This is a genomic window from Saccharothrix sp. ALI-22-I, from assembly GCF_001984175.1.
GTDB lineage: Bacteria > Actinomycetota > Actinomycetes > Mycobacteriales > Pseudonocardiaceae > Actinosynnema.
Genome location: NZ_MTQP01000049.1, coordinates 47,867 through 72,911 on the forward strand (window position 1 = coordinate 47,867; position 25,045 = coordinate 72,911).

Annotated in this window: 19 protein-coding genes and 1 pseudogene; 13 read left to right on the top strand and 7 right to left on the bottom strand. The window is 70.4% G+C overall.

The genetic code is table 11. The annotated features are described in order from the left end of the window. Window positions 1–2 precede the first annotated feature (2 nt). The 6 genes from ALI22I_RS09900 to ALI22I_RS09925 are packed head-to-tail and all read left to right on the top strand — an operon-like array spanning window position 3 to window position 6,226. On the top strand, window positions 3–1,238 hold the full coding sequence (locus ALI22I_RS09900; protein ID WP_077005230.1) for an MFS transporter: 1,236 nt from the start codon (window positions 3–5) through the stop codon (window positions 1,236–1,238). Between the two features lie 5 nt (window positions 1,239–1,243). Next, complete coding sequence (locus ALI22I_RS09905; RefSeq protein ID WP_077005231.1) at window positions 1,244–2,293, top strand: MupA/Atu3671 family FMN-dependent luciferase-like monooxygenase; 1,050 nt, start codon at window positions 1,244–1,246, stop codon at window positions 2,291–2,293. Continuing rightward, complete coding sequence (locus ALI22I_RS09910) at window positions 2,290–3,255, top strand: 3-oxoacyl-ACP synthase III family protein (protein ID WP_202970907.1); 966 nt, start codon at window positions 2,290–2,292, stop codon at window positions 3,253–3,255. Before ALI22I_RS09905 ends, ALI22I_RS09910 begins: the two co-directional genes overlap by 4 nt. A gap of 8 nt (window positions 3,256–3,263) precedes the next feature. Then, a complete protein-coding gene (locus ALI22I_RS09915) occupies window positions 3,264–4,733 on the top strand; it encodes a class I adenylate-forming enzyme family protein (protein ID WP_077005164.1) in 1,470 nt (489 codons plus the stop codon). Further along, entirely contained in the window at window positions 4,726–5,982 is a 1,257-nt protein-coding gene (locus ALI22I_RS09920) for an alanine racemase (RefSeq protein ID WP_238598252.1), read from the top strand. The genes ALI22I_RS09915 and ALI22I_RS09920 overlap by 8 nt, the downstream gene beginning before the upstream one ends. A gap of 4 nt (window positions 5,983–5,986) precedes the next feature. Further along, window positions 5,987–6,226 (top strand): acyl carrier protein, encoded by a 240-nt coding sequence (locus tag ALI22I_RS09925; protein WP_077005165.1) that lies wholly within the window; start codon window positions 5,987–5,989, stop codon window positions 6,224–6,226. A 210-nt stretch (window positions 6,227–6,436) separates the two neighbouring features. On the opposite strand, the gene ALI22I_RS09930 is transcribed toward ALI22I_RS09925, so the two are convergent. Together ALI22I_RS09930 and ALI22I_RS09935 are read right to left on the bottom strand one after the other, a co-directional pair. Then, window positions 6,437–7,519, bottom strand: a complete 1,083-nt coding sequence (locus ALI22I_RS09930) for an integrase core domain-containing protein (protein ID WP_077005166.1) — start codon at window positions 7,517–7,519, stop codon at window positions 6,437–6,439. 35 nt (window positions 7,520–7,554) lie between these two features. After that, window positions 7,555–7,785 (bottom strand): hypothetical protein, encoded by a 231-nt coding sequence (locus tag ALI22I_RS09935; protein WP_077005167.1) that lies wholly within the window; start codon window positions 7,783–7,785, stop codon window positions 7,555–7,557. A gap of 445 nt (window positions 7,786–8,230) precedes the next feature. On the opposite strand from ALI22I_RS09935, the gene ALI22I_RS09940 reads away from it, so the two are divergent. After that, window positions 8,231–8,449 carry a hypothetical protein gene (locus tag ALI22I_RS09940; protein ID WP_143532104.1) on the top strand — a complete coding sequence of 73 codons (219 nt, stop codon included), beginning with the start codon at window positions 8,231–8,233 and terminating at the stop codon, window positions 8,447–8,449. 510 nt (window positions 8,450–8,959) lie between these two features. On the opposite strand, the gene ALI22I_RS09945 is transcribed toward ALI22I_RS09940, so the two are convergent. Then, entirely contained in the window at window positions 8,960–12,265 is a 3,306-nt protein-coding gene (locus tag ALI22I_RS09945) for a protein kinase domain-containing protein (RefSeq protein ID WP_077005169.1), read from the bottom strand. A 319-nt stretch (window positions 12,266–12,584) separates the two neighbouring features. Here ALI22I_RS09945 and ALI22I_RS09950 point away from each other — a divergent pair, with 319 nt between their 5' ends. Then, window positions 12,585–13,562, top strand: coding sequence for an L-threonylcarbamoyladenylate synthase (locus ALI22I_RS09950; protein WP_077005170.1), 978 nt, complete (start codon window positions 12,585–12,587; stop codon window positions 13,560–13,562). A 52-nt stretch (window positions 13,563–13,614) separates the two neighbouring features. On the opposite strand, the gene ALI22I_RS09955 is transcribed toward ALI22I_RS09950, so the two are convergent. After that, on the bottom strand, window positions 13,615–14,256 hold the full coding sequence (locus ALI22I_RS09955) for a carbonic anhydrase (protein WP_077005171.1): 642 nt from the start codon (window positions 14,254–14,256) through the stop codon (window positions 13,615–13,617). A 300-nt stretch (window positions 14,257–14,556) separates the two neighbouring features. On the opposite strand from ALI22I_RS09955, the gene ALI22I_RS09960 reads away from it, so the two are divergent. Beyond that, window positions 14,557–15,480, top strand: a complete 924-nt coding sequence (locus ALI22I_RS09960; protein WP_238598275.1) for an ISL3 family transposase — start codon at window positions 14,557–14,559, stop codon at window positions 15,478–15,480. A 159-nt stretch (window positions 15,481–15,639) separates the two neighbouring features. Then, a pseudogene (locus ALI22I_RS55505) lies at window positions 15,640–15,810 on the top strand (hypothetical protein); the annotation flags it as partial. 43 nt (window positions 15,811–15,853) lie between these two features. Here ALI22I_RS55505 and ALI22I_RS09970 read toward each other — a convergent pair. Beyond that, a complete protein-coding gene (locus tag ALI22I_RS09970) occupies window positions 15,854–17,299 on the bottom strand; it encodes a family 43 glycosylhydrolase (protein WP_077005173.1) in 1,446 nt (481 codons plus the stop codon). A 1,958-nt stretch (window positions 17,300–19,257) separates the two neighbouring features. On the opposite strand from ALI22I_RS09970, the gene ALI22I_RS09980 reads away from it, so the two are divergent. Next, window positions 19,258–22,005 (top strand): beta-L-arabinofuranosidase domain-containing protein, encoded by a 2,748-nt coding sequence (locus tag ALI22I_RS09980; protein WP_077005234.1) that lies wholly within the window; start codon window positions 19,258–19,260, stop codon window positions 22,003–22,005. Window positions 22,006–22,699: 694 nt separating this feature from the next. Here the strand turns inward: ALI22I_RS09980 and ALI22I_RS53415 are convergent. Together ALI22I_RS53415 and ALI22I_RS53420 are read right to left on the bottom strand one after the other, a co-directional pair. Beyond that, window positions 22,700–22,852, bottom strand: coding sequence for a hypothetical protein (locus tag ALI22I_RS53415; protein WP_238598253.1), 153 nt, complete (start codon window positions 22,850–22,852; stop codon window positions 22,700–22,702). Between the two features lie 51 nt (window positions 22,853–22,903). Beyond that, window positions 22,904–23,047 (bottom strand): hypothetical protein, encoded by a 144-nt coding sequence (locus ALI22I_RS53420; RefSeq protein ID WP_238598254.1) that lies wholly within the window; start codon window positions 23,045–23,047, stop codon window positions 22,904–22,906. Window positions 23,048–23,137: 90 nt separating this feature from the next. Between ALI22I_RS53420 and ALI22I_RS53425 the strand changes: the two genes are divergently transcribed. Together ALI22I_RS53425 and ALI22I_RS09990 are read left to right on the top strand one after the other, a co-directional pair. Next, complete coding sequence (locus ALI22I_RS53425; protein WP_338013481.1) at window positions 23,138–23,377, top strand: RICIN domain-containing protein; 240 nt, start codon at window positions 23,138–23,140, stop codon at window positions 23,375–23,377. A gap of 439 nt (window positions 23,378–23,816) precedes the next feature. Beyond that, complete coding sequence (locus ALI22I_RS09990) at window positions 23,817–24,905, top strand: alpha/beta hydrolase (protein ID WP_143532106.1); 1,089 nt, start codon at window positions 23,817–23,819, stop codon at window positions 24,903–24,905. The last annotated feature ends 140 nt before the right edge of the window (window positions 24,906–25,045 follow it).

Below are 25,045 nucleotides of genomic sequence, written 5' to 3' on the forward strand. Positions count from 1 at the left end.
GCATGTCGCTCAAGGAGCTGATCCCGCCGGCCGGGCCGATCCGCACGCTGTGCGTCAGCCACGTGTCCAAGACCGCCGCCAACGGAATCCTCATGTCGGTCGCGGTGCTGTACTTCACCCGCACCGTCGACATCGCCACCGACCAGGTGGGGCTGGCGCTGAGCGTCGGCGCGATCGTCGGCCTGTTCGCCGCCGTGCCCGCTGGGCGCCTCGCCGACGCGCGCGGGCCGCGCGACGTGACCATCGGCCTGCTGCTCCTGCTGGGGCTGTTCGTGTGCGGCTACCCGCTCGTCGGCGACTTCGTGGGACTGCTCGTGATCAGCGGGCTGGTGCTCGCGGTCGAGGCGGCCACCGACGCCACCGGCAACGCGCTGATCGCCGGACTGGTGGAACCGGCCGAACGGGTCAAAGCCTCGTCCTACCTGCGGGCGGCGGCGAACCTCAGCGTCGTGGCGGGCGCGGCGGCCGGTGCCGTCGGGCTCTACCTGGACACCCCCGGCGTGTACGTCGGGTTGCTGTTCGCGGCGGGCGCGCTGTTCGCGCTGTCGGGGCTGGCCTACCTGCGCGTGCCCCGTGTCCCACCCGCGCCGCACGCGCCCGAGCAGCCCATCTGGCCGGTGCTGCGCGACGCCCCGTACGCGGTCGTGTCGCTGCTCAACACCGTGCTGATCACCCACTCCGGCATCCTGCTGGTGGCGCTGCCCATCTGGATCTCCGAGCGCACCACCGCGCCGACGTGGCTGTTCCCGATGATCGTGGTGCTCAACGCGGCCACGGTCGTGCTGCTCCAGGTGCACATCGGCAAGAACGCCTCCGACGTGCCCGGCGGCGCGCGGGCGCTGCGCGTGGCAGGCCTGCTGCTCGCGGCGTGCTGCGCGGTGTTCGCGCTGGCCGAGGGCCTGCCCACGTGGCTCGCCGTGGTGCTGCTGCTGACCGGCGCGTTCGTGCACGTGCTGGGGGAGATGCTCCATGCCGCGGGCGCGTGGGCGCTGGGCTTCGGCTTGGCGCCCGAGCACGCCCAGGGCCAGTACCAGGGCCTGTTCGCGATGTCCTCCCAGCTCGGGCAGGTCATCACCCCCGTGCTGGCCGCCGTGCTGCTCAGCCGCTACGGCGGCGCGGGCTGGATCGTGTTCGCCGTGCTGTTCGCGGCGGCCGGTCTCCTCTCGCCGGGCATCGCCCGCTGGGCGGCGCGCACCCGGCACGACGCACCGGTCGACACCTCCCCGACGACGGGATGACGGACATGGACTTCAGCCTGTTCTACTTCGCCGACGAGGGCGGAGCGGACCACGACCGCTACGAACTGCTGCTGGAGGGCGCTCGGTTCGCCGACACCCACGGGTTCACCGCCGTGTGGACGCCGGAGCGGCACTTCCACCCGTTCGGCGGGCTCTACCCGAACCCGGCGGTGACCGGCGCGGCCGTGGCCGCGGTGACCTCCCGCGTGCACGTCCGCGCAGGCAGCGTCGTGGCGCCGCTGCACGACCCGCTGCGCATCGCCGAGGAGTGGTCGGTGGTGGACAACATCTCCGGCGGCCGCGTCGGCCTGTCGTTCGCCTCCGGCTGGCACGCGACGGACTTCGCACTGGCCCGCGACAACTACGCCGACCGGCGCGCCATCACCGTGCGGCGCATCGACGAGGTGCGGCGGTTGTGGCGCGGCGAGGCGCTCGACACCGTGGACGGGGTCGGCGCGCCGTGCTCGCTGAAGGTCTACCCGCCGCCCGTGCAGCCCGAGGTGCCGATGTGGCTGACCAGCGCGGGCGGCGTGGAGACCTTCCGGGCCGCCGGGCGTGCGAACGTCGGCGTGCTCACCCACCTGCTCGGCCAGGACCAAGCGCAGCTCGTCGGCAAGATCGCCGCCTACCGCGAGGAGGTCACCGGCTGGGACGGCCACGTCGTGCTGATGGTCCACGCGTTCGTCGGTCCCGACGACGACGAGGTGCGCGAGACCGTGCGCCCGCCGCTGAGCCGCTACCTGCGCAGCTCGCTGGGCCTGCTGCTGGGCTCCCAGGTCGACGGCGCGCGGCGCATCGACCCGACCAAGCTCGACGACGACGCGATCGACGCCATCGTCGGCCACTCCTTCGGCCGCTACTACGACGACGGCGGCCTGCTGGGCACCGTCGACAAGCTGACCGGCACCGTGACGTCGTTCGCCGCGTTGGGCGTGGACGAGCTGGCGTGCCTGGTCGACTTCGGCCTGCCCACCGACACTGTCCTGAAAGGACTGTCCGAACTGGACCGACTGCGCGAGCTGACCCGCTCCGCCGTCCGGCCGAAGGGCGCGTGACGGACGTGGTCGGCATCATCGACTTCGACTTCGCCCTGCCCGGTGGGCGGATGACCGTGCGGCACATGCACGAGCTGTCCGGGCGGCCCGAGGCAGACATCCTCGCCTGGACGCACAGCCGGCAGATCCCGGTGTTCGACGAGCACGAGGAGGCGTGGGAACTCGTCGCCGACGTGGCCCGCAAGATCCTCGACCGGGCCGGGATCGCGCCCCACGAGGTGGGGCAGGTCGTCATGGCGGGCTCCGGCGACTGGGACAGCCCCGCGTGGTCGCCCGCCGCCAAGGTCGCCGACGAGCTGGGCATCACCTCCGCGCACTGCTTCGAGGTGGTCAACTTCTGCACCGCGTCCTCCACGGCCGTGCAGATCGCCGCCGACGCGGTGACGGCGGGCCGGGTGCGCTACGCGCTGGTGCTGTTCGGCGAGCGCTCCAGCCGCACCGTGGACTACGCCGACCCCGAGTCGGTGTCGCTGTTCAACACCGGCGACTGCGCGGCGGCCGTGCTCATCGGCACCGAGGACGTGCGCTACGACCTGCTGAGCTGCCGTATGCGCACCGACCCGAGCTGGTGCGACTTCTACATGGGCGAATACGAGGACGGCCGGGTGGTCACCCGGCGGCGCGGACGCCAGCTCACCCTGGCCAAGACCTACCTAGACAACTACCTGGCCCTGGCCGCCGGCACGCTCGACGCGCTCGGCCTGACCGCCGACGACGTGGCCTACCTGCTGATCAACCAGATGGACCGGCGGATGCACGAGCGCCTGCTCAAGCAGCTCGGCCTGACCGAGGGGCGCAGCGTCTTCAACTACGAGCGCTACGGCCACATGGGGTGCGCCGACCCGTTCCTCGCACTGGCCGAGCTGGAGGCCACCGACGCCGTGCGCCCCGGCGACACGGTGCTTCTCGCGACCAGCGGAACCGGCTTCAGCTGGGGCATCACCGCCCTGCGGCGACGGTAGGGGGAGCCATGCCGACACTACTGCACCACCTGATCGACGACGCCGCCGTGCGGTGGCCCGACCGAACCGCCGTGTCTACCACCACCGAGTCGGTGACCTTCCGCGAACTGGCCGACGCGAGTCTGCGCGGCGCGGCGTGGCTGTCCGCGCGGGGCGTGCGGCGTGGTGACCGCGTGGTGGTCGTGGGCCCCTCCTCGGTGCTCGTCCCGGCGCTGCTCTACGCCACGTCGCGGATCGGCGCGGTGTTCTGCGTGCTGCACGAGCAGACCTCGGGGCGCCCGCTGGAGCACGTGCTGGGTGAGACCGAACCCGCACTGGTGGTGGGGGAGACCGACGAGGTGGCGGCCCTCGGCGTGCCCTCCGCCGCCGCGCGGGAAGAGCTGTTCGCGGCGGCGGAGCCGGTCGGGGTGGTGGCGGACGGACCGCTCCCGGTCGACCCGCTGTGCCTGATCTACACGTCCGGCACGACCAGTGCCTCACCCGCCGCCGTGGTCAGCACGCACGCCCAGGCGGTGTTCGCGGTGCTGGCGATCCACGACGCGCTGGCCTACCGGCCTGACGACGTCGTCTACTGCCCGTTGCCGCTGTCGTTCGACTACGGCATGTACCAGCTGTTCCTGGGCGCGGTGAGCGGCGCGCGCGTGCACCTGGGTATGCCCGCCGAGGTCGGCCCGTCGTTGCTGCGCAACCTGCACGAGTCGGGGGCGACCGTGCTGGCGTCCGTCCCGGCGGTGTCGGACACCCTGCTGCGGCTGCTGCGCCGCAAGGACGCCCGGCCGCCGTCGCTGCGGCTGCTCACCAACACCGGCGCGGCCATGCCACCGGACCTGGTGGACAACCTGCGTGCGGCGATCCCGACCCTGGCCGTGCAGCTGATGTTCGGGCTCACCGAGTGCAAGCGGGCCACGATCATGCCGCCCGACGGCGACCGCGGACGCCCTGGCTCGTGCGGCCTGCCGCTGGCGGGCACGGAGGTGTTCGCCGCCGACGCCACCGGCAAGCGCCTGCCCGCCCGGGAGATCGGCGAACTGGTCGTGCGCGGCCCGAACGTGATGGCGGGCTACTGGCGCCGGCCGGACCTGACCGAACGCCGGTTCCCCCGTGCCGAGGGCCTGTTCCCGTGCCTGCGGACCGGCGACCACGGCTGGGTTGACGAGGACGGCTACGTGTACTTCGTTGGCCGGGTCGACGACATCTACAAGGAACGCGGCTTCCGGGTCAGCGCCACCGAGGTGGAGGCCGCCGCCCGGCGCGTGCCCGGCGTGGAGCGCGCGGCCGTGATCCCGCCGCTGGACGGCCTGCCCGCGCTGCTGGTCGTGGTGGGGGAGTCCACACCGGACGAGGTGCTGCGCCGGATGCGGGCGGAGATCGAGGAGTTCAAGATCCCCCGGCGGTGCGTGATCGTCGAGTCGCTCCCGCTGACCCGCAACGGCAAGGTGGACCGCAAGGCGTTGCGCGCGGTGGTGTCCGGTGCCTGACACCGCCACGGACATCACCGCGAACGCCGCTGTCGACGCGGTCCTGCGCGCCGGCATCGAGACACCCGCTTACGTCTACGACCTGACCGAGGTCCGGGCGAACACAGACCGGCTGCGCGCCGCCCTGCCGGAGCGCACCGGTCTGTACTACTCGCTCAAGGCCAACCCTCACCCGGCGGTGCTGGGTGCGCTGCGCGCGGCCGACGTGGCCGCCGAGGTGTGCTCGCCCGGCGAGCTGGAGGCGGCCCTAGAGGCCGGCTGGCCCGCCGACGGCATCCTCTACACCGGCCCCGGCAAGCGGGACGACGACGTGGCCGCCGCGCTGCGCGCCGGGGTGCGGGAGTTCTGCGTGGACTCGCCGACCGGTCTCGACCAGCTCGAACGGCTCGCCGACGCCGCCGGGGCGCGGGTGCGCTGCCTGGTGCGGATCAACGACGACCAGCCGGTGGCCGGCGGGGCGCTGGCCATGACGGGCGTGGCGTCGCAGTTCGGCGCGGACGCCTCCTGGGTGCGGGCGCAACCGGCGTCGTTCGGCGACCGGCCGCACGTCGCCGTGATCGGGCTGCACTTCTACATGGGCAGCAACGTCGACGGCGTGGACGCCCTGCTGGCCCAGTTCGCCCGCGAGCTGGACACCGCGAAGACGCTCACCGACATCCTCGCCCCGCACATCACCGGCGTGCGGGTGCTCGACCTGGGCGGCGGGTTCGCGGCGCCGTTCGCCCGGGACGGCGCCCCCGTGGACCTGGCGGCGCTGCGGGACGGTCTCGCGGCTCTGCTCGACGAGCGCGTCCCCGGCTGGCCGGGCGGCGTGCCGAGGGTCGTCTTCGAATCCGGCCGCCACCTCGTGGCCACGGCGGGCGTTCTGATCACCCGTGTCCTGGACGTGAAGCGCTCGCACGGCAAGGACATCGCCGTGCTGGAGTCGGGCATCAACCACCTGGGCGGCATGTCCGGTCTGCGTCGCCTGCCGCCGCTGAACCCGATGCTGCACGGCCCGTCGTCGGGCGCGCCTCCGGTGCCGACCGTCGTCACCGGACCCCTGTGCACGCCGCTGGACACCTGGTCACGAGCCGCCGAGCTGCCTCCGCTGGCCCCCGGTGACGTGCTGGTGGTTCCGAACGTCGGCGCCTACGGCCTGTACGCGAGCCTCGTCGCGTTCCTGGGCCACCCGGCGCCGGTGGAGGTGGCGGTCGAGGACGGCGCCATCACCCACGTCTCCCGCATACACCTGACCCGAAAGGACTGACGCCGTGGACGCCCGCTTCACCGAGCTGCTGGCCTCGTTGCTACCGCTGCTGGGCAGCACCCCGCTGACCGAGGAGACCCGCCTGCGCGACGCCGGGCTGGACTCGATGCAGGCGGTGGAAGTGCTGTTCGGCATCGAAGAGGTGTTCGGCGTCTCGCTGCCCGACGAGGAGCTGAACGACCAGACGTTCGCCACCGCCGGCTCCCTGTGGCAGGTGGTGGACTCGGCCCTCGCTCGGCCCTGACCACACGGTTCGACGGAAGCTCCCCCGGCCGAGCAGGACCAGCCAGCCGATGAGTCGGACGGAGATCAGGTACAGCAGTCGTGACGCCACGCCGCACGATCAGGCACTGAGCTATTCCGGGTAACGGGTCGTGGCGCTGTGATCGTCATCCCCTACAGCAAGGCGGCCTTCGTTCCTCCTGCTGTGCCGCTCGAAAGTCATCCTTGCTGGTCAATCGGCATGTCTGTACTCGTTGATGAGGCCGCCGAGGATGCGGGTGCGGTGCAGTCTGTGGGTGTCGAGGTTGTGCACGGCGGTGGGGCGCTGCTGGACGTTGGGTGGTAGTTGGTCGCGGGCCTGGTGAGGCCGGTGCCGGTTGTAGTGGTCTTCGTAGGTCTTGAGGACCTGGCGTGCATGGCCTTCGCTGGTGATCAGGATGTGGTCGAGGACTTCGCGTCGGAGGGTGCCGATGACCCGTTCGCAGTGGGCGTTCATCCGCGGTGCCTGTGGCGCGCTCTTGATCACGTGGAGATCGTCGGAGTGGAAGACGGCGTCGAACGCCTGGCTGTACTTGCCGCCGCGGTCGCGGAGCAGGAAGCGCAAGGACTCCATCCGGTGTCCGAGGTCGGCGGTGAGGTTTCTGGCCTGCTGTGTCGTCCACTCCCGGGTCGGGTGGGCGGTGACGCCGGTGACGTGCGGGCGTCGGGTGCCGTGTTCAAGAAACGCCAGTGCGTAGAGGCGTGTGCCGAGCACGGTGTCGAGGTGGAGGAAGTCCGCCGCGATGATGCTCTCGGCCTGGGCGTTGAGGAACTGTCGCCAGGTGGGTCCGGTGCGGCGTGGTGCCGGGTCGATGCCCGCTTCGTGCAGGATCCGCCAGACCGTCGAGGCGGCGATGCGGTGGCCGAGACCGGCCAGTTCGCCCTGAATTCGCCGATGGCCCCACCGCGGGTTCTCCCTGGCAAGCCGCAGCACGAGCGACTTGATCGCCGCTCGTGTCGGTGGACGTCCGGTGCGTCGACGGGCGGTGTGGTCCCACTTGCGGGCCACGAGCCTGCGGTGCCAGGCGAGCAGGGTGCCCGGCGTGACCGGGAAGACCTCTGGCCAACGGCGACGGTCCACCAGTCCGGACAGGGCGACGAACCAGAACCGGTCCGCGGGCTCGTAGCGGACCGGACCCGCCGGTTGCCGACGAAGGACCGCGTTCTCGTGCCGCAGCACGAGCAGTTCGGCGTCCTTCGCCGCCTCGCTGCGCAGCAGCACCAACGGAACGGACAGCAGCCTCCGGGTCGCCTGGTACAGCATGGACACGATCACCCGGACATGCTCTCAACACGGTGACACCCCGCGCTCTACCAGCGACGATGACTTTTCGAGCGGCACAGGTTGAACACGGCCTGGGCTTCCGGCGTGAGGTATCCGCCGAGCATGGCCAAGGCAGGCAGGACGGCTTTCAACCGGGCCTCGTAGATGTCATCCTCCGACCACAGCGCAGCGGCCAGCGCCAGCCGTCGTGGGTCGGCGATGTGGACCTCGATCGGAACACCGGCACACCATGCGGAGAGCAGCCACCGCTGGACCACGTCCGCGGCCAGGTGGCTCGCCTTCTGCGGCAGGGCTTGACTGCGGCGCCGATGAAGCCCACGACAGGGGCGGCCAGTACGACGTCGGGTTGAAAGCCGTCGGTTTCGGGTTCCCGGACCGAGGTGGCCGCGAAGCTGCGTGTCACCTTGAGGAGCCGACGAAGCTGCTCACCCTCGCCCGCCAACAGGGTGGAGCGAAGGGCGTCCAACAACGACGGGGGTCGCTCGGCGCGCCCTGACAGGATGCACCCCTCGACGGACCCGGACTCGCCCGCGGCCGAGGTTGTCGAATGCGCGGTGGTGTTCGTGAGGGTTCTGCCTGACTTGTTCGGCGCGTGATCTGTGATGCCCGCGGCCCGTTTGCCCGAGGCCAGCGGCTCATGGTGATGCGCAACACACGCGCGGCGCCCGCGACGGCATGATGTGCACTCCGGCGACCGAGCCCTTGCGCACCATCACCATCACCACCACCGGCCACCGGCCACCAGCCGCTGGTCGGCTGGGAGCCCGGCCCCTCGACTTCGCCTGGTTCGGGATCTCCTCCACCGGTGGTATTGAGGATCGAGGCGACCTTCTGTCCGCCATCGCGGGCTGCACCTTCCGCATGTTGGAACCCGACGAAATCCGCGCCGCGATGGCGTTCCCGGACGGCTACCGCCTGTAGTACAACCGTCGCGAGCGCATCAGACAGCTGGGCAACGCCGTCACCCCCGCCAGCGGCCGAGTGGCTGGTCGGCCGCGTCGCCGAATCCCCGGGCTAGCCGCCGCTGGAGTACGACGAGCCCGTCCTCGCCGCCTGATCTCTCGTCCCCGTCACTGTCGGCCGGCGCGTTGCGGCGTCGGTCGACCGACCCAAGGACACCTCCGGACCATTGGAAGAAGGACCACATGACCGCCACTGACCCTCTTCTACAGACACCACCACGCCGTGCTCTCCGCCACGGCGTTGATGGCCGATCACATCCGACTGAGGCAGGTTGTGCCACACGAAGTCCGGCACCTGCGCAGAAGCCAACGGGGTGTCATCCCGCGCCCAAAGCCACAGCCCAACAGCACCTGACGAAGTACTACCAGGACGGCGTTGGGGACGAATGGCGACGCGCGGGGCAAGGAGATCGAGCCGGTTGAACCACCTGTCTGCCATGCGGCGCTCCGCGGATGGCTGAGCACCCGGTCAGCCGATGACTTCGGCCGCGGTGAACCACGTTGTCGGGTTGGCGATGTCTCGGATCTCCAGTGAGCGGGCCATTTGTTCGAGGTCGGCATCCGCGTAGCGGGAACGGTGGGTCGCCCGGACGACGATCGCCACCCCGAACGCGCCGCAGTCGACGACAAGGCCGCCGTCCAGAGAGGTGGTGTGGCCCGTTATGTCGGTGTCCCATCCGGGACGTGCGGGGGTGAGGTTGGTGGAGGACAGGTCGACCAACACGGCCTCGCCGTGACCGGTGGAGGACTCGCTCGCCTTGTCGTCGCACAGGTGCAGGTAGGCGTGCCAGCCGTCATTCGCGCCGCGCCAAGGGTCGCTGAGTCCGTCGTAGGCACCGCAGACGGCGAGCCCGCCGGGGACGTAGCTGAACCGGATCGGATACCGGAGCTGCCGCCGCGCGCCGACCTCGACCCGACCTGCCAGGTCCACCAGCGCATCGCGCTCGGTCCACTCGTACCCTCGCACCACGAGCCACGTGTCGGCGCCGTACTCCACGATGACCGCGGGTGTCGTGTACGTCCAGCCCGAGCGCGGGTGGGGGTCGGGGAAGTCGTCCAGGTGGAACGCGGTTCGCGGGCCGACGGTGAACGCCCGCCGGCCGAGGACGGCGGTGCGGTCGAACGTGCCGGGCGGGTAGAGCTTCACGTTTGCGCCGAGGTATCGCCAACGGTCGTCGTAGTACACCGACTCCGACTGCACGCCACCGAAGATTCCTGTGTCGGCGACGAACGCGTCGCCCGGCAGGCTGGTGATCGTGAAGGTCATCTGGGGGTTCTCGACGGACACCGGACCGGGCGGCCGTTGCGGCGGCACCTTGGACACGCTCGGCGTCACCAAGGTCCAGATCATCGACTGTGGCGGCTGCAGCACCGCGAACGCGTACGCCGCCGACACGGTCGACAACAGCACGGCGACGAACCCGACCAGCGCACGGACACGGGCCCGGGTCCACACCGGAGCGCGTAATCGCACCCCTGTGGCGAACGACCGCGGCCGGATCGCGTACACCTCGCGCCACGCCGCCTCCATCGACGGCAAGTCCGGGTATCGCCGCTCGGCGTCGCGGTGCAGCGCCCGCTGGAAGAACCGGGTCAGGCCGGCGCGCAGCTCCGGGTCGAAGCGGTCGGCGGCCGGCTCCGGCCAGTCGGCCGACACCGCGCCGGGGTGCACGCTCCCGTCACCCCACACCGGCAGGACCCCGGACGCCATCTCGTGCAGGCTGACCGCTGCGGCGTACCGCTCGGCGTGGCCGTCGTAAAGCGGGCGGCGGGCGGAACCGAGGAACGGGTCGAGGTAGCCGCCCGTGCCGACGGTGACCTCCGTGAGCAGGGCATCGCTCAGCGAGAAGTCGTACAGGACCAGCTCCACGCCGGAGCCCGGGCGTTCGCAGAGCCCGAAGTTGTCCGGCTTGAGGTCGCGGTGGAACACGCCTGCGGCGGCGAGCTGGGCCAGCCCGCGGAGCACGTGCACGCCGTAGCGCTCCAGCTCCGGGCGTTCCAGCCGTCCTTCTGCCCGCAGCCGCGCGCCGACCGACCGGTTTCCGGCGTACTCCAGTTCAAGCACCGTGCGACCGTGCACCTCGCGCGGACCGGCCAGCAGCCGCACGACACCCGAGCCGCCGACGTGCCGCAGGACGTCGGCCTCGGCCCGCAACCGGGCAGCCCGCTCCTCGTCCAGCGCGACCTTGAAGACGCGCCGGTCCACGGTGCCATCGGCGGTGGTGCGCGCCACCTGGAGCGCACGGGCGGTCGAGCCGGTTCCCAACACGTGCTCGACCAGCCACCGCTCCTCCAGGTACTGGCCGGGTACTGCCACCAGCGGGTCGACGGCGGGCAGGTGGTCGGTGGCGAGGTGCTCGCGTTCGAGGGCGTCAAGGCGCTGCAGGAACCCGTCGACCGACAACCGCAGGCGCGGGTCGGGCCGCGTGGCGTCGAACACCAGGTCGGACAAGCCCTCGGCCACCCCGCGGTGCGGTCGTAGACCTTCCTCCACGGCGAGCCGGTCCCGCAGCTCCGCCCGCCGCCGCGCGGGTTCCTCGTCGGACAGCACCAGGTACGCGATCGCGCCGAGGCCGAACACATCGAGCGCGACCGGGTTTGCGCCCGGGATCTCCGATTCCGGCGCCAGGTAGGGGTCGTCCGGGTCGGAGAAGGACGCCGCGATGGTGTGCCCGACCGACGCCGCCGGCTCCTCCAAGCGGAACGCGGACCGCCAGTCCGCGATCCGCAGCACCGGCCGCTCGTCCGCGCTGACCCAGACCGACCGGGCCGACAACGCGCGATGGCACAACGCGTGCCCGTGCGCGTAGTGGACCGCCTCGGCCAGTTGGCGCAACAGGTCCAGCCGCTGCGCCAACGCTGGCTCCCGCAGTTCGAGGTGGTCGTCGAGCCGCAGGTCAGATGTCTTGTGCCGGAACAGGATCGCCCATCCGCCGGGGTGCGGGCCGAAGCGGACGGGTTGCACGACACCGCGGTGCACGATCCGCTGGAGCACCCGGTACTCGCGTTCGGCGGCCCGTTCGACCGCGCGCCTGGCCGTGGCCGTGGCCTGGTCCGCCGACAGGTAGATGCGCAACCGGCCTTCCTCCGCGATGTCGCCGTCGCGCCGGGCGAGCCGGTCCTCCCAGTCGACCCCGACGTTGAGCGGCCTGCGGTCGAGCTCCCACTCCCCGCCGAAGCGCAGGTGCGCGGTGGCCGCCCCGACGTCGGCCTCCGCCAGGAGGTTCGGCAGCACATCACGGGCGAAGTCGGGAGACACCTCGGTCCCGTCGACACCGAGCAGGTCACGCCACAGCCACGGCAACCCCGTGCTCTCCCGGTCGCGGCCGTAGACGCGTTGGCGCTGAACGTCGTCCATGTCCGCGACGAGACCGGACGCGGACAGGAACACCACCGGCTCCACCCGGGGCACCCTCTCGGACACGCCCAGCCGCCCGGCGGCGCGGTCCAGCACCGCCCTCAGTTCCTTGGCCTTGCGGTCCAGCAGGTGCAGCGGGTTGCGCAACGCCCGCCGCGTGCCGCCGTCGTTGAACCGCCAGTTGCCGGTGTGCGCCCGTAAGCTGCCGGGATGCGATTTGATCTCGATGAGGAACAGCCCGCCGGGAGCGGCGACGAGCAGGTCGCACTCGTTGACCCGCCCAGTGATCGCGGTGAACGTGAACGTCGCCCAGGCCCGGTACGGCCACTCCCTCCGCACCGACCGCTTGACGTGCTCAAGCGCGTCCTGCTCCCACCGGAACGGCGACACCTCCTCCTGAAACCACCACCGCTCCACACCGACTCCCTTCGGCAACCGATCACCGGATGCTAACGGTGACAACCGTCGGTCTGTCAGGTGTTTATCGAGCGGAACGCCCTGCACTCCGGCCGGCGGTTTTGCGGTCAGCGGCAGAGGGTGGGCGGTGCGCGACGACTGGATCCAGGTGCGCACGCGGTGAGTCGTCACGACGTCCCGGCGGACCAGACCTTGACGTTGAGGACAATGTAGTCGGCGTTGCTGCCGGTCGGACTATCCGGCACGGATGTGACGGGTGCTCGTGCGCGGCCGAAGGAGCCGCGAGAGCTGCAGAGCGGAACAGTGGAGGTTCACCGGGGTGAGGGCAGCAATCAGTGACATCGACAAGGCGGCCGGTGTGCTGCGTGCGGGAGGGCTGGTGGCCATCCCGACGGAAACCGTCTACGGGCTGGGTGCCAACGTCGAGGACGTCGCCGCCGTCGCCCGCGTCTTCCAGGTCAAAGGCCGCCCGCCGTCACATCCGCTGATCGTCCACATCGGCAGCGCGGAGCAATTGGGCGAGTGGGTCACGGTCGTGCCCGACACGGCCCGCCTGCTGGCCGAACGCTTCTGGCCGGGGCCGCTCACGCTGGTCCTGCGGCGCGGACCCCGGGTGCCCCTCGAAGCGACCGGTGGGCTGGAGACGGTGGCCGTGCGTGTGCCCGACCACTCCATGGCGCTGGCGCTGCTGTCGGCCTTCGGCGGTGGTGTCGCGGCACCGTCCGCCAACCGCTTCGGCTCGGTCAGCCCCACCACGGCGGACCACGTCCGCGCGGAGCTCGGTGATGCGGTCGACTTCGTGCTCGACGGCGGCCCTTGTCAGGTGGGCCTCGAGTCGACCATCGTCGACGCGACCAGCGAGACGCCGAGCATCCTCCGGCCCGGCGGGGTGACCCGCGAGGAACTCGAAGCGGCACTGGGCAGCCAGGTCTCGGTCGGCTCGACGAGCCGCGTCCGGGTGCCGGGCCAACACCCGTCGCACTACGCACCGCGTGCGCGGGTGGTCCTCGTCGAGCCCGAGGCGCTTCTCACCGAAGTGGAGCTCGCGCAGGAGGCGGGACACCGGGTCGGCGTCATCCTTCCGCCCTCCCTGGCCGATGCGCCGGTGAAGACGCATGCCGTGGTGGCCGTTCCTCGTTCAATGGCCGCCTACGCACGCCGGTTGTACGGGTTCCTGCGCGACCTCGACCAGTTGGGGTGCGACCTCATCGTCGCCTCCCTGCCCCCGGAGGAAGGCCTGGGCCTCGCGATCGCCAACCGGCTCCGCCGCGCCGCAGGACCCCGATCCACCACATGACCAGCACCGAGTCCACGGTGAAGCGGTGGGTTCGGTGGCTAGCCAGGCCCGATCACAATACGGACCGCGCGGTGACGTCGAGGCCGCGGTCCGCGACCACGTCCGCGCGGCCGTTGGCCAGGCGGTAGCACAGGCCCACCACAGCGGCCCGGCCCGCATCGACCCGCTCGGCGAGGACGCGGGAGCGGTTCAACAGCAGGTCCACCGTGTGCCGGACGTGCTCGGCGAGAACGTCGTCGGCACCCACGCGACCCGCGGCCCGCGCCGCCAGCACACTGGGCGTCACCCGTTCGACCACGTCCCGGATGTACCCGGCCGGTGCGGTCCCGTTCTCCACCGCGGCCGATGCGGCCCCGACTGCGCCGCACGAGTCATGGCCGAGGACCACGACCAGCGGGCAGTCCAGCACATCCACCCCGTACTCGATGCTGCCGAGCACCTCCGCTCCCACCACGTGACCTGCGGTGCGCACGACGAACAGGTCACCCAGACCACGATCGAAGATGATCTCCGCAGCCAGTCGGGAGTCGGAGCAGCCGAACAGCACGGCGAACGGACGCTGGCCCGGTGCGATCTCGGCGCGCCGTGCCGCATCCTGGTTCGGGTGCTGCGGAGCACCCGCGACGAAACGTCGGTTGCCGGCAAGCAGCAGCTCGAAGGCTTCAGCGGGAGTCGGCGACTGGATCTCTGACATAGCCCCAGCCTAATACGACAGCCGGTGCGCCCAGTGATCAGAAGGTGATCGTCCAGCGGTCGTGACCTGATCAGAAGCTCGTCGTCGCCAGCCGGTGTGAGTCCGGTCCGGGTAGCTGCCAGGAGGCGGCGGGCCCGGGGCTCTGTTTCTGGTTGTGTGATCAACAAGATGGCACTGGGAACGCGGCGCGAGGGTCTTCTGTGATCATGGCCGGTGTGTGTTGATCATGGCCTTGCCGCTCTCTTGCCGCACTTGGCCGAGGTCGCTGTCGAGCGGGTCGAGTCGATTGGCGCGAGCGTCGTGATCTGGGCTCGCCCTCGAACGCCCGACGCGTTGTGTCCGGGATGTGGTCTGCGGTCGAGCAGGGTGCACAGCCGCTACGACCGCAGGCTGGCTGACGCCGCGATCGGCGGGCGGCCCGTCGTGCTGCGATTACGCGTGCGCCGCTACTTCTGCGCCGGTGTCGACTGTCCGGTGCGGACATTCGCCGAGCAGGTCGAGGGCCTGACCGCGAAACACGCCCGCAGAACGGGATTGGCGCGCACGATACTGGAGCAGGTAGGCCTGGCGCTGGCCGGTCGCGCCGGATCACGACTGGCAACCCTGCCGGGGCTGCCCGCGGCTCACAGCACGCTGCTGCGCCTGGTCCACGCGCTGCCCGATCCCCAGGTCGGGACAGTGGCGGTGCTGGGCGTGGACGACTTCGCCCTGCGCCGTGGCCACGTCTACGGGACGGTGCTGGTCGACATCGAGTCCGGCCGCCTGGTGGACGTGCTGCCCGACCGCACCGCAGAGCCGGTGGCCGCCTGGCTGCGCGCCCACCCCGGCACCAGAGTCGTTTGCCGGGACCGGGCCACCGCCTACGCCGAGGCCGCCCGCGACGCCGCACCGGACGCGGTGCAGGTCGCCGACCGGTTCCACCTCTGGCGCAACCTCCGCGACGCGGTGGAGAAGATCGCCGCCGCCCACCGCGACTGCCTGCGACCACCCGAACACGCGACCGACGCCGAACCCTGCGGGCCCGAATCGGCGGCGCCTGCCGAGGCGACCGCGCCCGGCGAGCTGGAAGGAAAGCGGGCGGCCAACACCCGTCGACGCCACGCCGCGGTGCACGACCTGCTCGACAAAGGCGTGGCCATCACGGCCATCGCCGAGGCCTTGGGCATGGACCGCAAGACCGTGCGCCGCTGCGCGAACGCCGACACCGCTTACGCACGGTTCTGAGAGAGCCGGGCGGTGAGATCCCGCCCGGCCACTCGCCTTTGCCGCGATGCAGAAGAACCGGAACGGTTCGCTCTGATGGCCGAGTACGCCGGCCCCGACGACGTCACCGGTACCACCGTCGCCGTCCCGCCCGAGGGCGGGCGGTTCTCCGTCCGGCGCATGGCGCGGCTGCTGGGTGTGTCGACCTCCGGCTACTACGCGTACGTGAAACGTTGTGCGGCAACGGTGTTGACACCACGTCGGCAGCGTCGCGCGGACCTGGAGGTGAAGATCACCCAGGCGCACGAGGACTCTTGCGGGACCTACGGGTCGCCGCGGATCACCGCGGAGTTGCGGAATCAGGCAGACCCAGCTTTACGCCATCGGTGCTGCTCTAGCCACGCCGCCACAGCTGGACGGCGAAGCCGTTGCAGGTATAGAGCGAGAGCCGGGCACCGTTCACGGCCTTCCAGTCATAGTTGTCCAGGCACATGTTGCCGGCGACGTTGCGCAGCGAGAACCAGCCGTTGCCCTGGTCGATGATCTGCCACTGCTGGGCCGTCGTGTTGTTGCAGGCGACCAGGCCGACGTCGGCGTTCAGCGCCGTGCTGGCGTTGATGTTGGTCAGACAGGTACCGGTGTTGCGGTTGCGGATCTCGTACCAGCTGACGCCCTTGTAGTTGAATTCCCACTCCTGCGCGGCGTTGCCGTTGCAGCTGTACAGCCGAACGAGCGCGCCGGGCGTGGTGTCGAAGTCGTAGTTGTCGACGCAGCGGTTGCTGTACTGGCCCCGGATGCCGGGCGCGGTCATTCCGTTCGGCAGCGGCTGGCCGAAGAACGGGGCGCCGTTGTCGCTGAAGTAGAGCTGCTGGAAGCGGGTGTGCCGGTTCGGGTCGGTGAGCGCGTCCGGCGTCGGGTTGGCGTAGTCACGGGCGTGATAGACCAACACGTCCGTGCTGTTGTCCTCGGCCACGGTGAAGCTGCCGTGGCCCGGGCCGTAGACCCCGTTCGCGGTCTGGAACACCGGGTTCGGGCTCTTGCGCCAGGAGGCAGGGTCCAGCAGGTCCGCGGTGTCGTCGGCCGACAGCAGGCCCAGCTTGTACCGGGAGTCGGTCGCCGAGGCCGAGTAGGCGATGAACACGCGGCCGTTCTTGACCAGCGGCGATGGCCCTTCCACCACGCCGGCGACGCCTTCCATCTCCCAGGCGTACGTCGGACGCGCGATCTCGGTGACCGTGCCGGTGATGCCGGTGGGGCCGTTCATCCGGGCGATGTACATGTGGCTGTTGAAGTTGGTGGACGGGCTGTCCTGGGCCCAGGTGAAGTAGCGCACCCCGCGATTGACGAACGAGGCCGGGTCGAGCTGGAAGGAATCCCAGCCGGTGTTGAAGCGCTGGGGCGCGCTCCATGCGCAGGTCATCGGATTGGCGCAGGTGTTGCGGATCCAGTAGAGCCGCTGGTTGAATCGCGCGGTGCTGGGCGAGGCCGAGAAGTACATGTACCAGGCGCCGTCGATGAACTGGATGTCCGGCGCCCAGATCCAACCGCTCAGCGCGCCGCTCGACGGCGCGGTGAACGCGTTGACCGTCGCGGCGCTGCCGAGGCCCTGCAGGGTCGTGGCGCGTCGCAGTTCGACCCGCTTGTAGTCGGGGACCGAGGCCGTCATGTAGTAGTAGCCGTCGGTGTGCTTGTAGATCGCGGTGTCGGCGCGCTGCTGGATGACCGGGTTGTTGATCGTGATGAACTGCGCGCTGGCCGGCGGGGCGAACACGGTCAGCAGCACGATGATCATGCCGAGCGCGACCGCCAATCTCTGACGGACGCGGGTGAACGTTGCCATAGGTGGGCTCCTTGGGGGAAGGAGGGGACCGCGCTGGCGAGCCAGGCGGGTTCTGGGACACGAGCAGGTGCTATGTGAGCGCTAACAGCTTCTTCAGCGGTTACGGGGATGTCAACAGCAGGTTTCGGTGCGCTGGCCAACGCAGGCTTGTGCCGTAGGCGTCGTGCGTCACCGGAGGTGAGCTGCCGGTCATCGAACCGGAGGTGTGAGCGTTCACGTAGGTGAGGGCCTTGGCGACGTTGATGCGCGGCGCTCCGGCGCGGCCACGCGGCCGGATCGGCGGGCAGGCAGCGAGCCCCGCCGATCATGGGCAAGCGGCAGCCGGGGGCTCGCTGTGCCGAGCGGCGGGGTGAGCGCCACAGCGAAGCCTCAGCGCGAACATCCCGTGAAGGCGCGCTCAACGGCCCGGCAGCCCTGCTGCCACGGGACAGCGGGACGGTAGAAACACGAGTTCACCGGCGCGGTGCGGATCGAGCGATCCTGGTCGTTCGGCATCGGCGTGAACCGCTGGGCCTGGAGCCGTTCGACGACGACGGCTACCCGCGTCGCCGAGCCGTCCTGCCACCACAGTTGGCGAAACATCCGCCGAGAAACCGGCCGTCTCGCCGCCCTCGGAAGATGTCCCGAGAACGGCCCCATCGTGACCCGTCAGGTCTGGTCGGTCCACCACTTCTGGCCAGCCTCTCGGCCCGGTCGAACTCGTCGTCGATCGCGACCACGCGGCGGCGAGCACGGAGGTGGCGATGGAGGCGCGGTAGCCGGACTTCCAGTGCACCCACACTTCGCCCGGTGGCACTTCGTCGAGACGGTGCAGTAGGTCGTGCAGCGGCACGTGCACGGCTCCGTCGACGTGCTTAGCCCGGGTCGGCGGCGGCCGCCCGCTCGGGTGCGGTCAGGGCTTGGGAGGTGATGAGCAGGCACGCGGCGACCAGTATCGCCGCCAGCCGGGCGCGAAGCGCGGACATGTACCTCTCCTGTCGTTCTGCAAAGGCCATCACCGGGCGTGGAGCCGCACCGCCGTAGGTTGTTAGCGTTAACAATCAGGGCTTCGCTCGTGCGACGTCATCCGGTGTCCAGGGGTTCTCCTCTGCGGAGCGGTACCGGCACGCGATGCGCTGACCGACAGATCGGCAGCAGCACGGGAATCGAGGCCGTAAGGGCGGCCCAGGGCCGTCCGAGCCTTGTTTCGCGCCGGTGTCCAGTGCGTTGCGGCACATCCTGCAGCGAGCAGATCCCGGAAGTCAACGCCCAGTTCCGCATCCGATCACCGTGGGGCGCGTGGTGTCCGTCCAGGGCGGCCCCTTCGGGAGGGGCGTCGAACGTGTGCCAGATGTCGGACTCCGGGCGACGCGCAGGCCTTCGGGCGAGCCGGTTCACGCCGTCCGGTGATGGCGGCGAATGGTCCGTTGCCGAGGTTCGCAGCAGGGCGCGGCATGAGGCCCGACGGCTGGTCGCTAATTCTGTTAGCGCTAACAGAATTGCCACGTCTCAGTAGGCGCGTCCGGCATCGGACTGTTGACAACGCGCCAACGTGGCTAGTATCTATACGTTATACGTCACCAAGGTTGGCAAGACGCGCCACGCAGGCTGGATTGTTAGCGATAACATCTCTCCAACCGGTGGTTCGGACTGCGTGCGACCCCAACGGAGAGGTTGTCGACCATGCGATACCCGGCCGTGCCGCGCACCGAACCCGTTACCGGGCCACTGCCCTGGTGAGAGCAGGGGCGGTCGCCGCCTCACTGCTGGTGTCCACAGGGGTGACACCCGCGTCCTCCGCGTCGACCGGTCCGACGCTGACCGACACGGCGCCCGCGTACTGAAAGCGCGGGGACCGGGCGCAGGTCTGCCTCACCGATCGACACGGGCGTCCGTCGTTGATCAGTTCATGTTGACGAGCACAAAGGGTGTGCCTGCGGCTGTTCGTGGCAGCGGCGGCAGCCGATCCAGGGAGCACCATGTCATCCTCACCCTTGAACCGTCGCAGGTTGTTGCAGGCCGCGGGGGTCGCCGCCCTCGCGACCGCCGTGCCCGCCGTGGTCCCGTCGGTGGCTCCGGTCGCGGGGGCCGCGGTGGTGCCGCCGGTCCGCGGCGACGTCGGTGTGTCGGCCGCCGGGTTCGACCTCAGCGAGGTCCGCCTCACGTCGGGCCGTTGGCTGGACAACCAGAACCGGACCCTGTCGTACCTGCGGTTCGTCGATGTCGACCGGTTGCTGTACAACTTCCGCGCGAATCACCGTTTGTCGACGGGTGGTGCGGCGGCGTTGGGTGGTTGGGAGGCGCCGGACTTCCCGTTCCGCACCCACAGCCAGGGGCATTTCCTGAGCGCGTGGGCGCAGGCGTGGGCGGTGTTGGGTGACACGGCGTGCCGGGATCGGGCGAACTACATGGTCGCGGAGTTGGCCAAGTGCCAGGCGAACAACGCCGCGGCCGGGTTCAACTCCGGTTACCTGTCGGGGTTCCCGGAGTCGGACTTCGACGCGATGGAGGCGGGCTCGCCCAAGTCGGTGTCGTACTACTCGCTGCACAAGACGCTGGCGGGTCTGCTGGACGTGTGGCGGTACATGGGCAGCACGCAGGCGCGTGACGTGTTGCTGCGGTTCGCGGGCTGGGTGGACTGGCGGACGGGTCGGTTGAGCACCGCCCGGATGCAGAGCATTCTCCAGACGGAGTTCGGCGGGATGAACGCCGTGCTGGCCGATCTGTACCAGCAGACCGGGGACTCCCGGTGGTTGGCGGCGGCGCAGCGGTTCGACCACGCCGCCGTGTTCGATCCGCTGGCCGCGGGCCAGGACCGGCTCAACGGGTTGCACGCCAACACGCAGGTCCCGAAGTGGATCGGCGCGGCCCGGGAATACAAGGCCACCGGCACCACCCGCTACCGCGACATCGCGTCCAACGCGTGGGACATCACCGTCGGCGCGCACACCTACGTGATCGGCGGCAACAGCCAGGCCGAGCACTTCCGCGCGCCCAACGCCATCGCCGCCTACCTCAACACCGACACGGCCGAGGCGTGCAACACCTACAACATGCTCAAGCTGACCCGCGAGCTGTGGCTGCTGGACCCCGACCGGGCGTCCTACTTCGACTTCTACGAACGGGCGCTGCTCAACCACCTGATCGGCCAGCAGAACACGGCCGACCCGCACGGGCACATCTGCTACTTCACCGGTCTCAACCCCGGGCACCGGCGCGGCAACACCGGGCCCGCCTGGGGCGGCGGCAACTGGAGCACCGACTACGGCACGTTCTGGTGCTGCCAGGGCACCGCGCTGGAGGTCAACACCTCCCTGGCGAACTCCGTCTACTTCCACAACGGCACCACGCTCACGGTGAACCTGTACACGCCGTCGGTGCTGACCTGGGCGCAGCGGGGGATCACCGTCACGCAGACCACGACCTACCCGGCATCGGACACCACCACCCTGACCGTCACCGGCAGCGTGAGCGGGTCGTGGACGATGCGGCTGCGCATCCCCGCCTGGACCACCGGCGCGACGGTCGCCGTCAACGGCACCGTGCAGGACATCGCCACCACCCCGGGCGCCTACGCCACCCTGACCCGGTCGTGGACCTCCGGCGACACGGTCACCGTCCGCCTGCCGATGCGCGTCGTGATGCAGCCCGCCAACGACAACCCCGCCGTCGCCGCGATCACCTACGGACCGGTCGTGCTGTCGGGCAACTACGGCAACACCACCTTGAGCAGGCTGCCCGTGCTGGATCCTGCCTCGATCACCCGCACCGCAACCTCGGGCTTGGCGTTCACCGCGCGAGCCGACGGCGCGACGGTCAACCTCGGGCCGTTCTACGACGCCCACGGCCACAACTACACCGTCTACTGGAGCACCAGCGGCGGCGGGGGCGGCTCGGCTGCCGGCTACCGGTTGGTCAACGCCGCCAGCGGCCTGGTGCTCGGCATCCGGGACATGTCCACCGCCGACGGCGGCCTCGCCCTGCAGTGGAACGACACGGGCACCGCCGACCACAACTGGGAACTGGTCGCCGACGGCAGCGCGGTGCGGCTGCGCAACCTCAACAGCGGCAAGGTCCTCAGCGTGGAGAACATGTCCACCGCGGACAACGCCCGCGTCCTGCAGTGGAGCAACACCGGCACCGCCGACCACAAGTGGACCATCCTCGACAACGGCGACGGCACCCACAAGCTGCGCAACGGCAACAGCGGCAAGCTCCTGGGCATCCTCAACGGCTCCACCGCCGCAGGCGCGCAAGCCGTGCAGGACCCGGACAACGGGACCGCCGACAACCGCTGGCGGTTCGTGCCCACCGGCGCCCGCCGCGTCCAGAACCTCGCCAGCGGCCTCGTCCTGGGCGTGCAGGACATGTCGACCGCCGACGGCGGCCTGGCCGTGCAGTGGGACGACAACGGCACCGCCGACCACCTCTGGACCGCCGTCCTCGACCCCGACGGGTACTTCCGACTGCGCAACTCCCACAGCGGCAAGGTCCTCGGCGTCGAGAACGCGGCCAACGCCAACGGCGCCCGGGTGCTCCAATGGGCCGACAACGGCACCAACGACCACAAGTGGCGGCTGCGTCACGGCGCGAACGGCTACTTCCGCATCCAGTGCGGCAACGGCGGGCGCGTCCTCGGCGTCAACGGCGCCTCCACCGCACGCGGTGCGCAAATCATCATCTGGGACGACTACGGCGCCAACGACCACCTCTGGCGCTTCATCTGATCCCATCGGCGCGACGGCTCACTCATTCCTGTGCCGTGCCCCCCGGTGACGTGGGACAGTGCCGCCGTTGAGGCTGATGCCGCCGGTGCCGGCAGCAATGCCGGCCCGCACAACCGTCCAACCCGACTACGGCGCTCAAGACCGCCAGCACGGTCGCCGGCACACCAGCTGACCACAGCGAGGGGTGCCGCCATCCCTCGGTGGCGGCACCTCCCGGAAGGGAACGGCGTCTCATGACGGAGGCATTGGAATGGAGCGTGTCCGATGTGGTCGTGCGGGTGGAGCCGTGGGGTGCCGACAGCCTGCGGGTGCGGGTGGCGCGGGACAGCCTGCGTGACGACCTGCCCGGCGCGTTGCTCATCCCGAAGCCACCAGCCGGGGACCCCGTTGTCGGGGAGCGCCGCATCGTCAACGGTGCGATCACCGCCGAGCTGGACGAGCGGGGGCACCTGCGGTTCGTCGACACCGCGAGCGGTGCCGAGTTGCTGGCGGAGGCTCCGCCGTACATCTGGTGGCCGGGTCCGCGGCACTTCACCTCCGAAGGGCTTGAGCAGCGCTTCCGCGGCTATCCGGGCGAGCGGTTCTACGGTCTGGGTCAGCACGGGCACGGCAGGCTCGACCAGAAGGGCTGTGTGATCGACCTCGTGCAGCGCAACGGCGAGGTCACCATCCCGTTCCTGGTGTCCAGCCGCGGCTACGCCACTGTCATGGGCTGGCCGGGCGGCACGCTGGACATCGCGACGCTCAACGCCAACCGGATCAACCTCGGCTCCCTGGTGTCGGCCCGCCTGCTGAACTCCGCCGCCGGGTCGTACATCGACCTGCCCAACCGCAGCCAGGACGGCACGGCCCTGCACCTGACGATGCCGTCGTCCGCGCCCCCGTTCGCCGCTCCGGCCTACGTGGTGAAGCTGACGTTCTCCGGCCAGATCCCCGTCTTGGGCGCGGGTCCGGTGCCCACGGGCTGGGCCCGGATCGCCAACGCCGCCACGGGCCTGGTGCTCGACAGCGGCGGCGACGTCGGCTCCGGGGCACGGCTCAAGCAGTGGAAATGGGACGGCAGCACGACCTCCAGTGGCAGCTGGTGGACGCGGGCGGCGGCTACGTCCGCATCGTCAACCGCACGAACGGCATGGTCGCGGACAGTTGGGGCGACGCCACCAACGGGGCACCCGCCCAACAGGCGCCGTGGAACGGCGGCAACAACCAGCAGTGGCGGCTCAACAGCGTCGGCAACGGCCGCTACCAGATCGTCAACCGCGGTACCGGCACCGCGTTGGACGGCATGGGCGACTCGACCGTAGGCGCCACCTGTGGCATGTGGGCCCCCAACTCCAGCCCGAACAACCACTGGACCATCACCGCGGTGTGACACTCGGCCGCCGCGCGACCCACCCGGGCCGCGCGGCGCTTACCGGTGCGGCTGACTTTCGGGCCTCGATCGCGAGAACTGGGAACCCGCAGCGCTAACCACATCTCAATTGGGGTTGTTGTGAGTCGACAGATCCAGCTTGACGGCTCGGCGGTAGCAGATCACCGCGCACGCCGGCAACACGCCCTGATGAGACGCGGAGCTTGACCGCAGATCCAAAAAGGACATACTCGGCCCGTGGCCGGTGAAGGAGCGGACCGGGTACTGGACTTATGACGGCGGTCGGGGCCGCGGACAAGGTCTGGGTGCCCTGCGACGAGAGGACGCGGACGCGGTGGCGTTCCACCGGCGTGCCGCGGCGCCGCGTCGAGTCGGTCTGGCTGTCCACGTTCACCTTCTGGGGGCTGAGTGTCCCCAGTGATGCCGAAGGAAGTCCTCGGTGAGTTTGACCCTGCGCATGGCCACCCGCGCGGTAGTGGCCGCGTTGAGCCTGCCCGACCGGGTGATTCGCGCGATCGTCGGCGCGCCCGTCCAGGTCGAGGGGGCACGGCTGAGTCCCACGGCCCAGCTGCTGATCGCGCTGGAGCGGTTCGTGCCGAGGGCCGACCCCCAGGTGGTTCCCGACCTGGTGGCGGTCCGCAGGGACTACGACATCGTGTCGTCGGTGCTGCTCGCCGGTGTCGCGCGTGACGTGCGGGTGCACGACACCGTCGTGGCCGGCGCGCGCGGCCCGGTTGCGGCGCGGGTGTACAGCCCGCCCGGTGCGTCCGGTCCGCTTCCCCTGCTGGTGTTCTTCCACGGCGGCGGTTTCGTGCTCGGCAGCGTGACCAGCCACGACGGGATCTGCCGCTTCCTCGGCCGGCACGGTGGCGTGCGGATCGTGTCCGTCGAGTACGCCCTCGCCCCGGAGCACCCGTATCCGGCCGCGGTCGACGACGCCTACGCGGCGTTCCTGCACGTCGTCTCCAACGCGGAACGCTTCGGCGGCGCCGGCGACGCGGTGGGGGTCGGTGGCGACAGCGCGGGCGGGGCGCTCTCGGCCGTCGTGGCACAGCGGTGCATCGACGACGCGGTGACGACGCCGGCCTTCAACCTGATGCTCTACCCAGCCGTCGACGGGATGAGTGAACACCGGTCACGGCAGCTCTTCGGGCGCGGTTACTTCCTCGACAGCGACATGGTCGACTGGTACCGGTCCTGCTACTCACCAGACCCCGTGCGGCTGTTGGAGCCGTACGCCTCGCCGTTGCGCGCTCCCGATTTCCGCAGGCTGCCGCCGACCTGCGTGGTCACGGCGGGGTTCGACCCGTTCCGGGACGAGGGGACCGAGTACGCGGACCGGCTCAGGGCCGCCGCGGTGCGGGTGACCCACCTGCACCGCGACGGGTTGGTGCACGGGTTCGCTTCGTTCCTGGCCTGCGACAGACACGCTCGGCGAGCGATGCGGGACGTCGCGGCGGAACTGCGTCGCATGGCCGCCGCGGCCGCGGCCCGCATCGGCCCGGAAGCGACGTCCAACGGCGTTTGAACGGTTCCGGGGCATGCACGTCCGCGCAGGTCGTTCGCGGGGAAATCAGTGCGCGTGGTGATAGTGCTGGTAAGGAAGCCACGTCCCAGGGTGTGTAAGGAACGAACAGTGAGGGTGTGGGAGTACACCCATGGGCTCAG

Bases quoted from the DNA above. Each gene is read 5' to 3' on its own strand.
- ALI22I_RS09900 (WP_077005230.1), top strand. From the start codon at position 3: ATGTCGCTCAAGGAGCTGATCCCGCCGGCCGGGCCGATCCGCACGCTG.
- ALI22I_RS09905 (WP_077005231.1), top strand. From the start codon at position 1,244: ATGGACTTCAGCCTGTTCTACTTCGCCGACGAGGGCGGAGCGGACCAC.
- ALI22I_RS09915 (WP_077005164.1), top strand. From the start codon at position 3,264: ATGCCGACACTACTGCACCACCTGATCGACGACGCCGCCGTGCGGTGG.
- ALI22I_RS09955 (WP_077005171.1), bottom strand. From the start codon at position 14,256: ATGTCAGAGATCCAGTCGCCGACTCCCGCTGAAGCCTTCGAGCTGCTG.
- ALI22I_RS09970 (WP_077005173.1), bottom strand. From the start codon at position 17,299: ATGGCAACGTTCACCCGCGTCCGTCAGAGATTGGCGGTCGCGCTCGGC.
- ALI22I_RS09980 (WP_077005234.1), top strand. From the start codon at position 19,258: ATGTCATCCTCACCCTTGAACCGTCGCAGGTTGTTGCAGGCCGCGGGG.
- ALI22I_RS53425 (WP_338013481.1), top strand. From the start codon at position 23,138: ATGGTCGCGGACAGTTGGGGCGACGCCACCAACGGGGCACCCGCCCAA.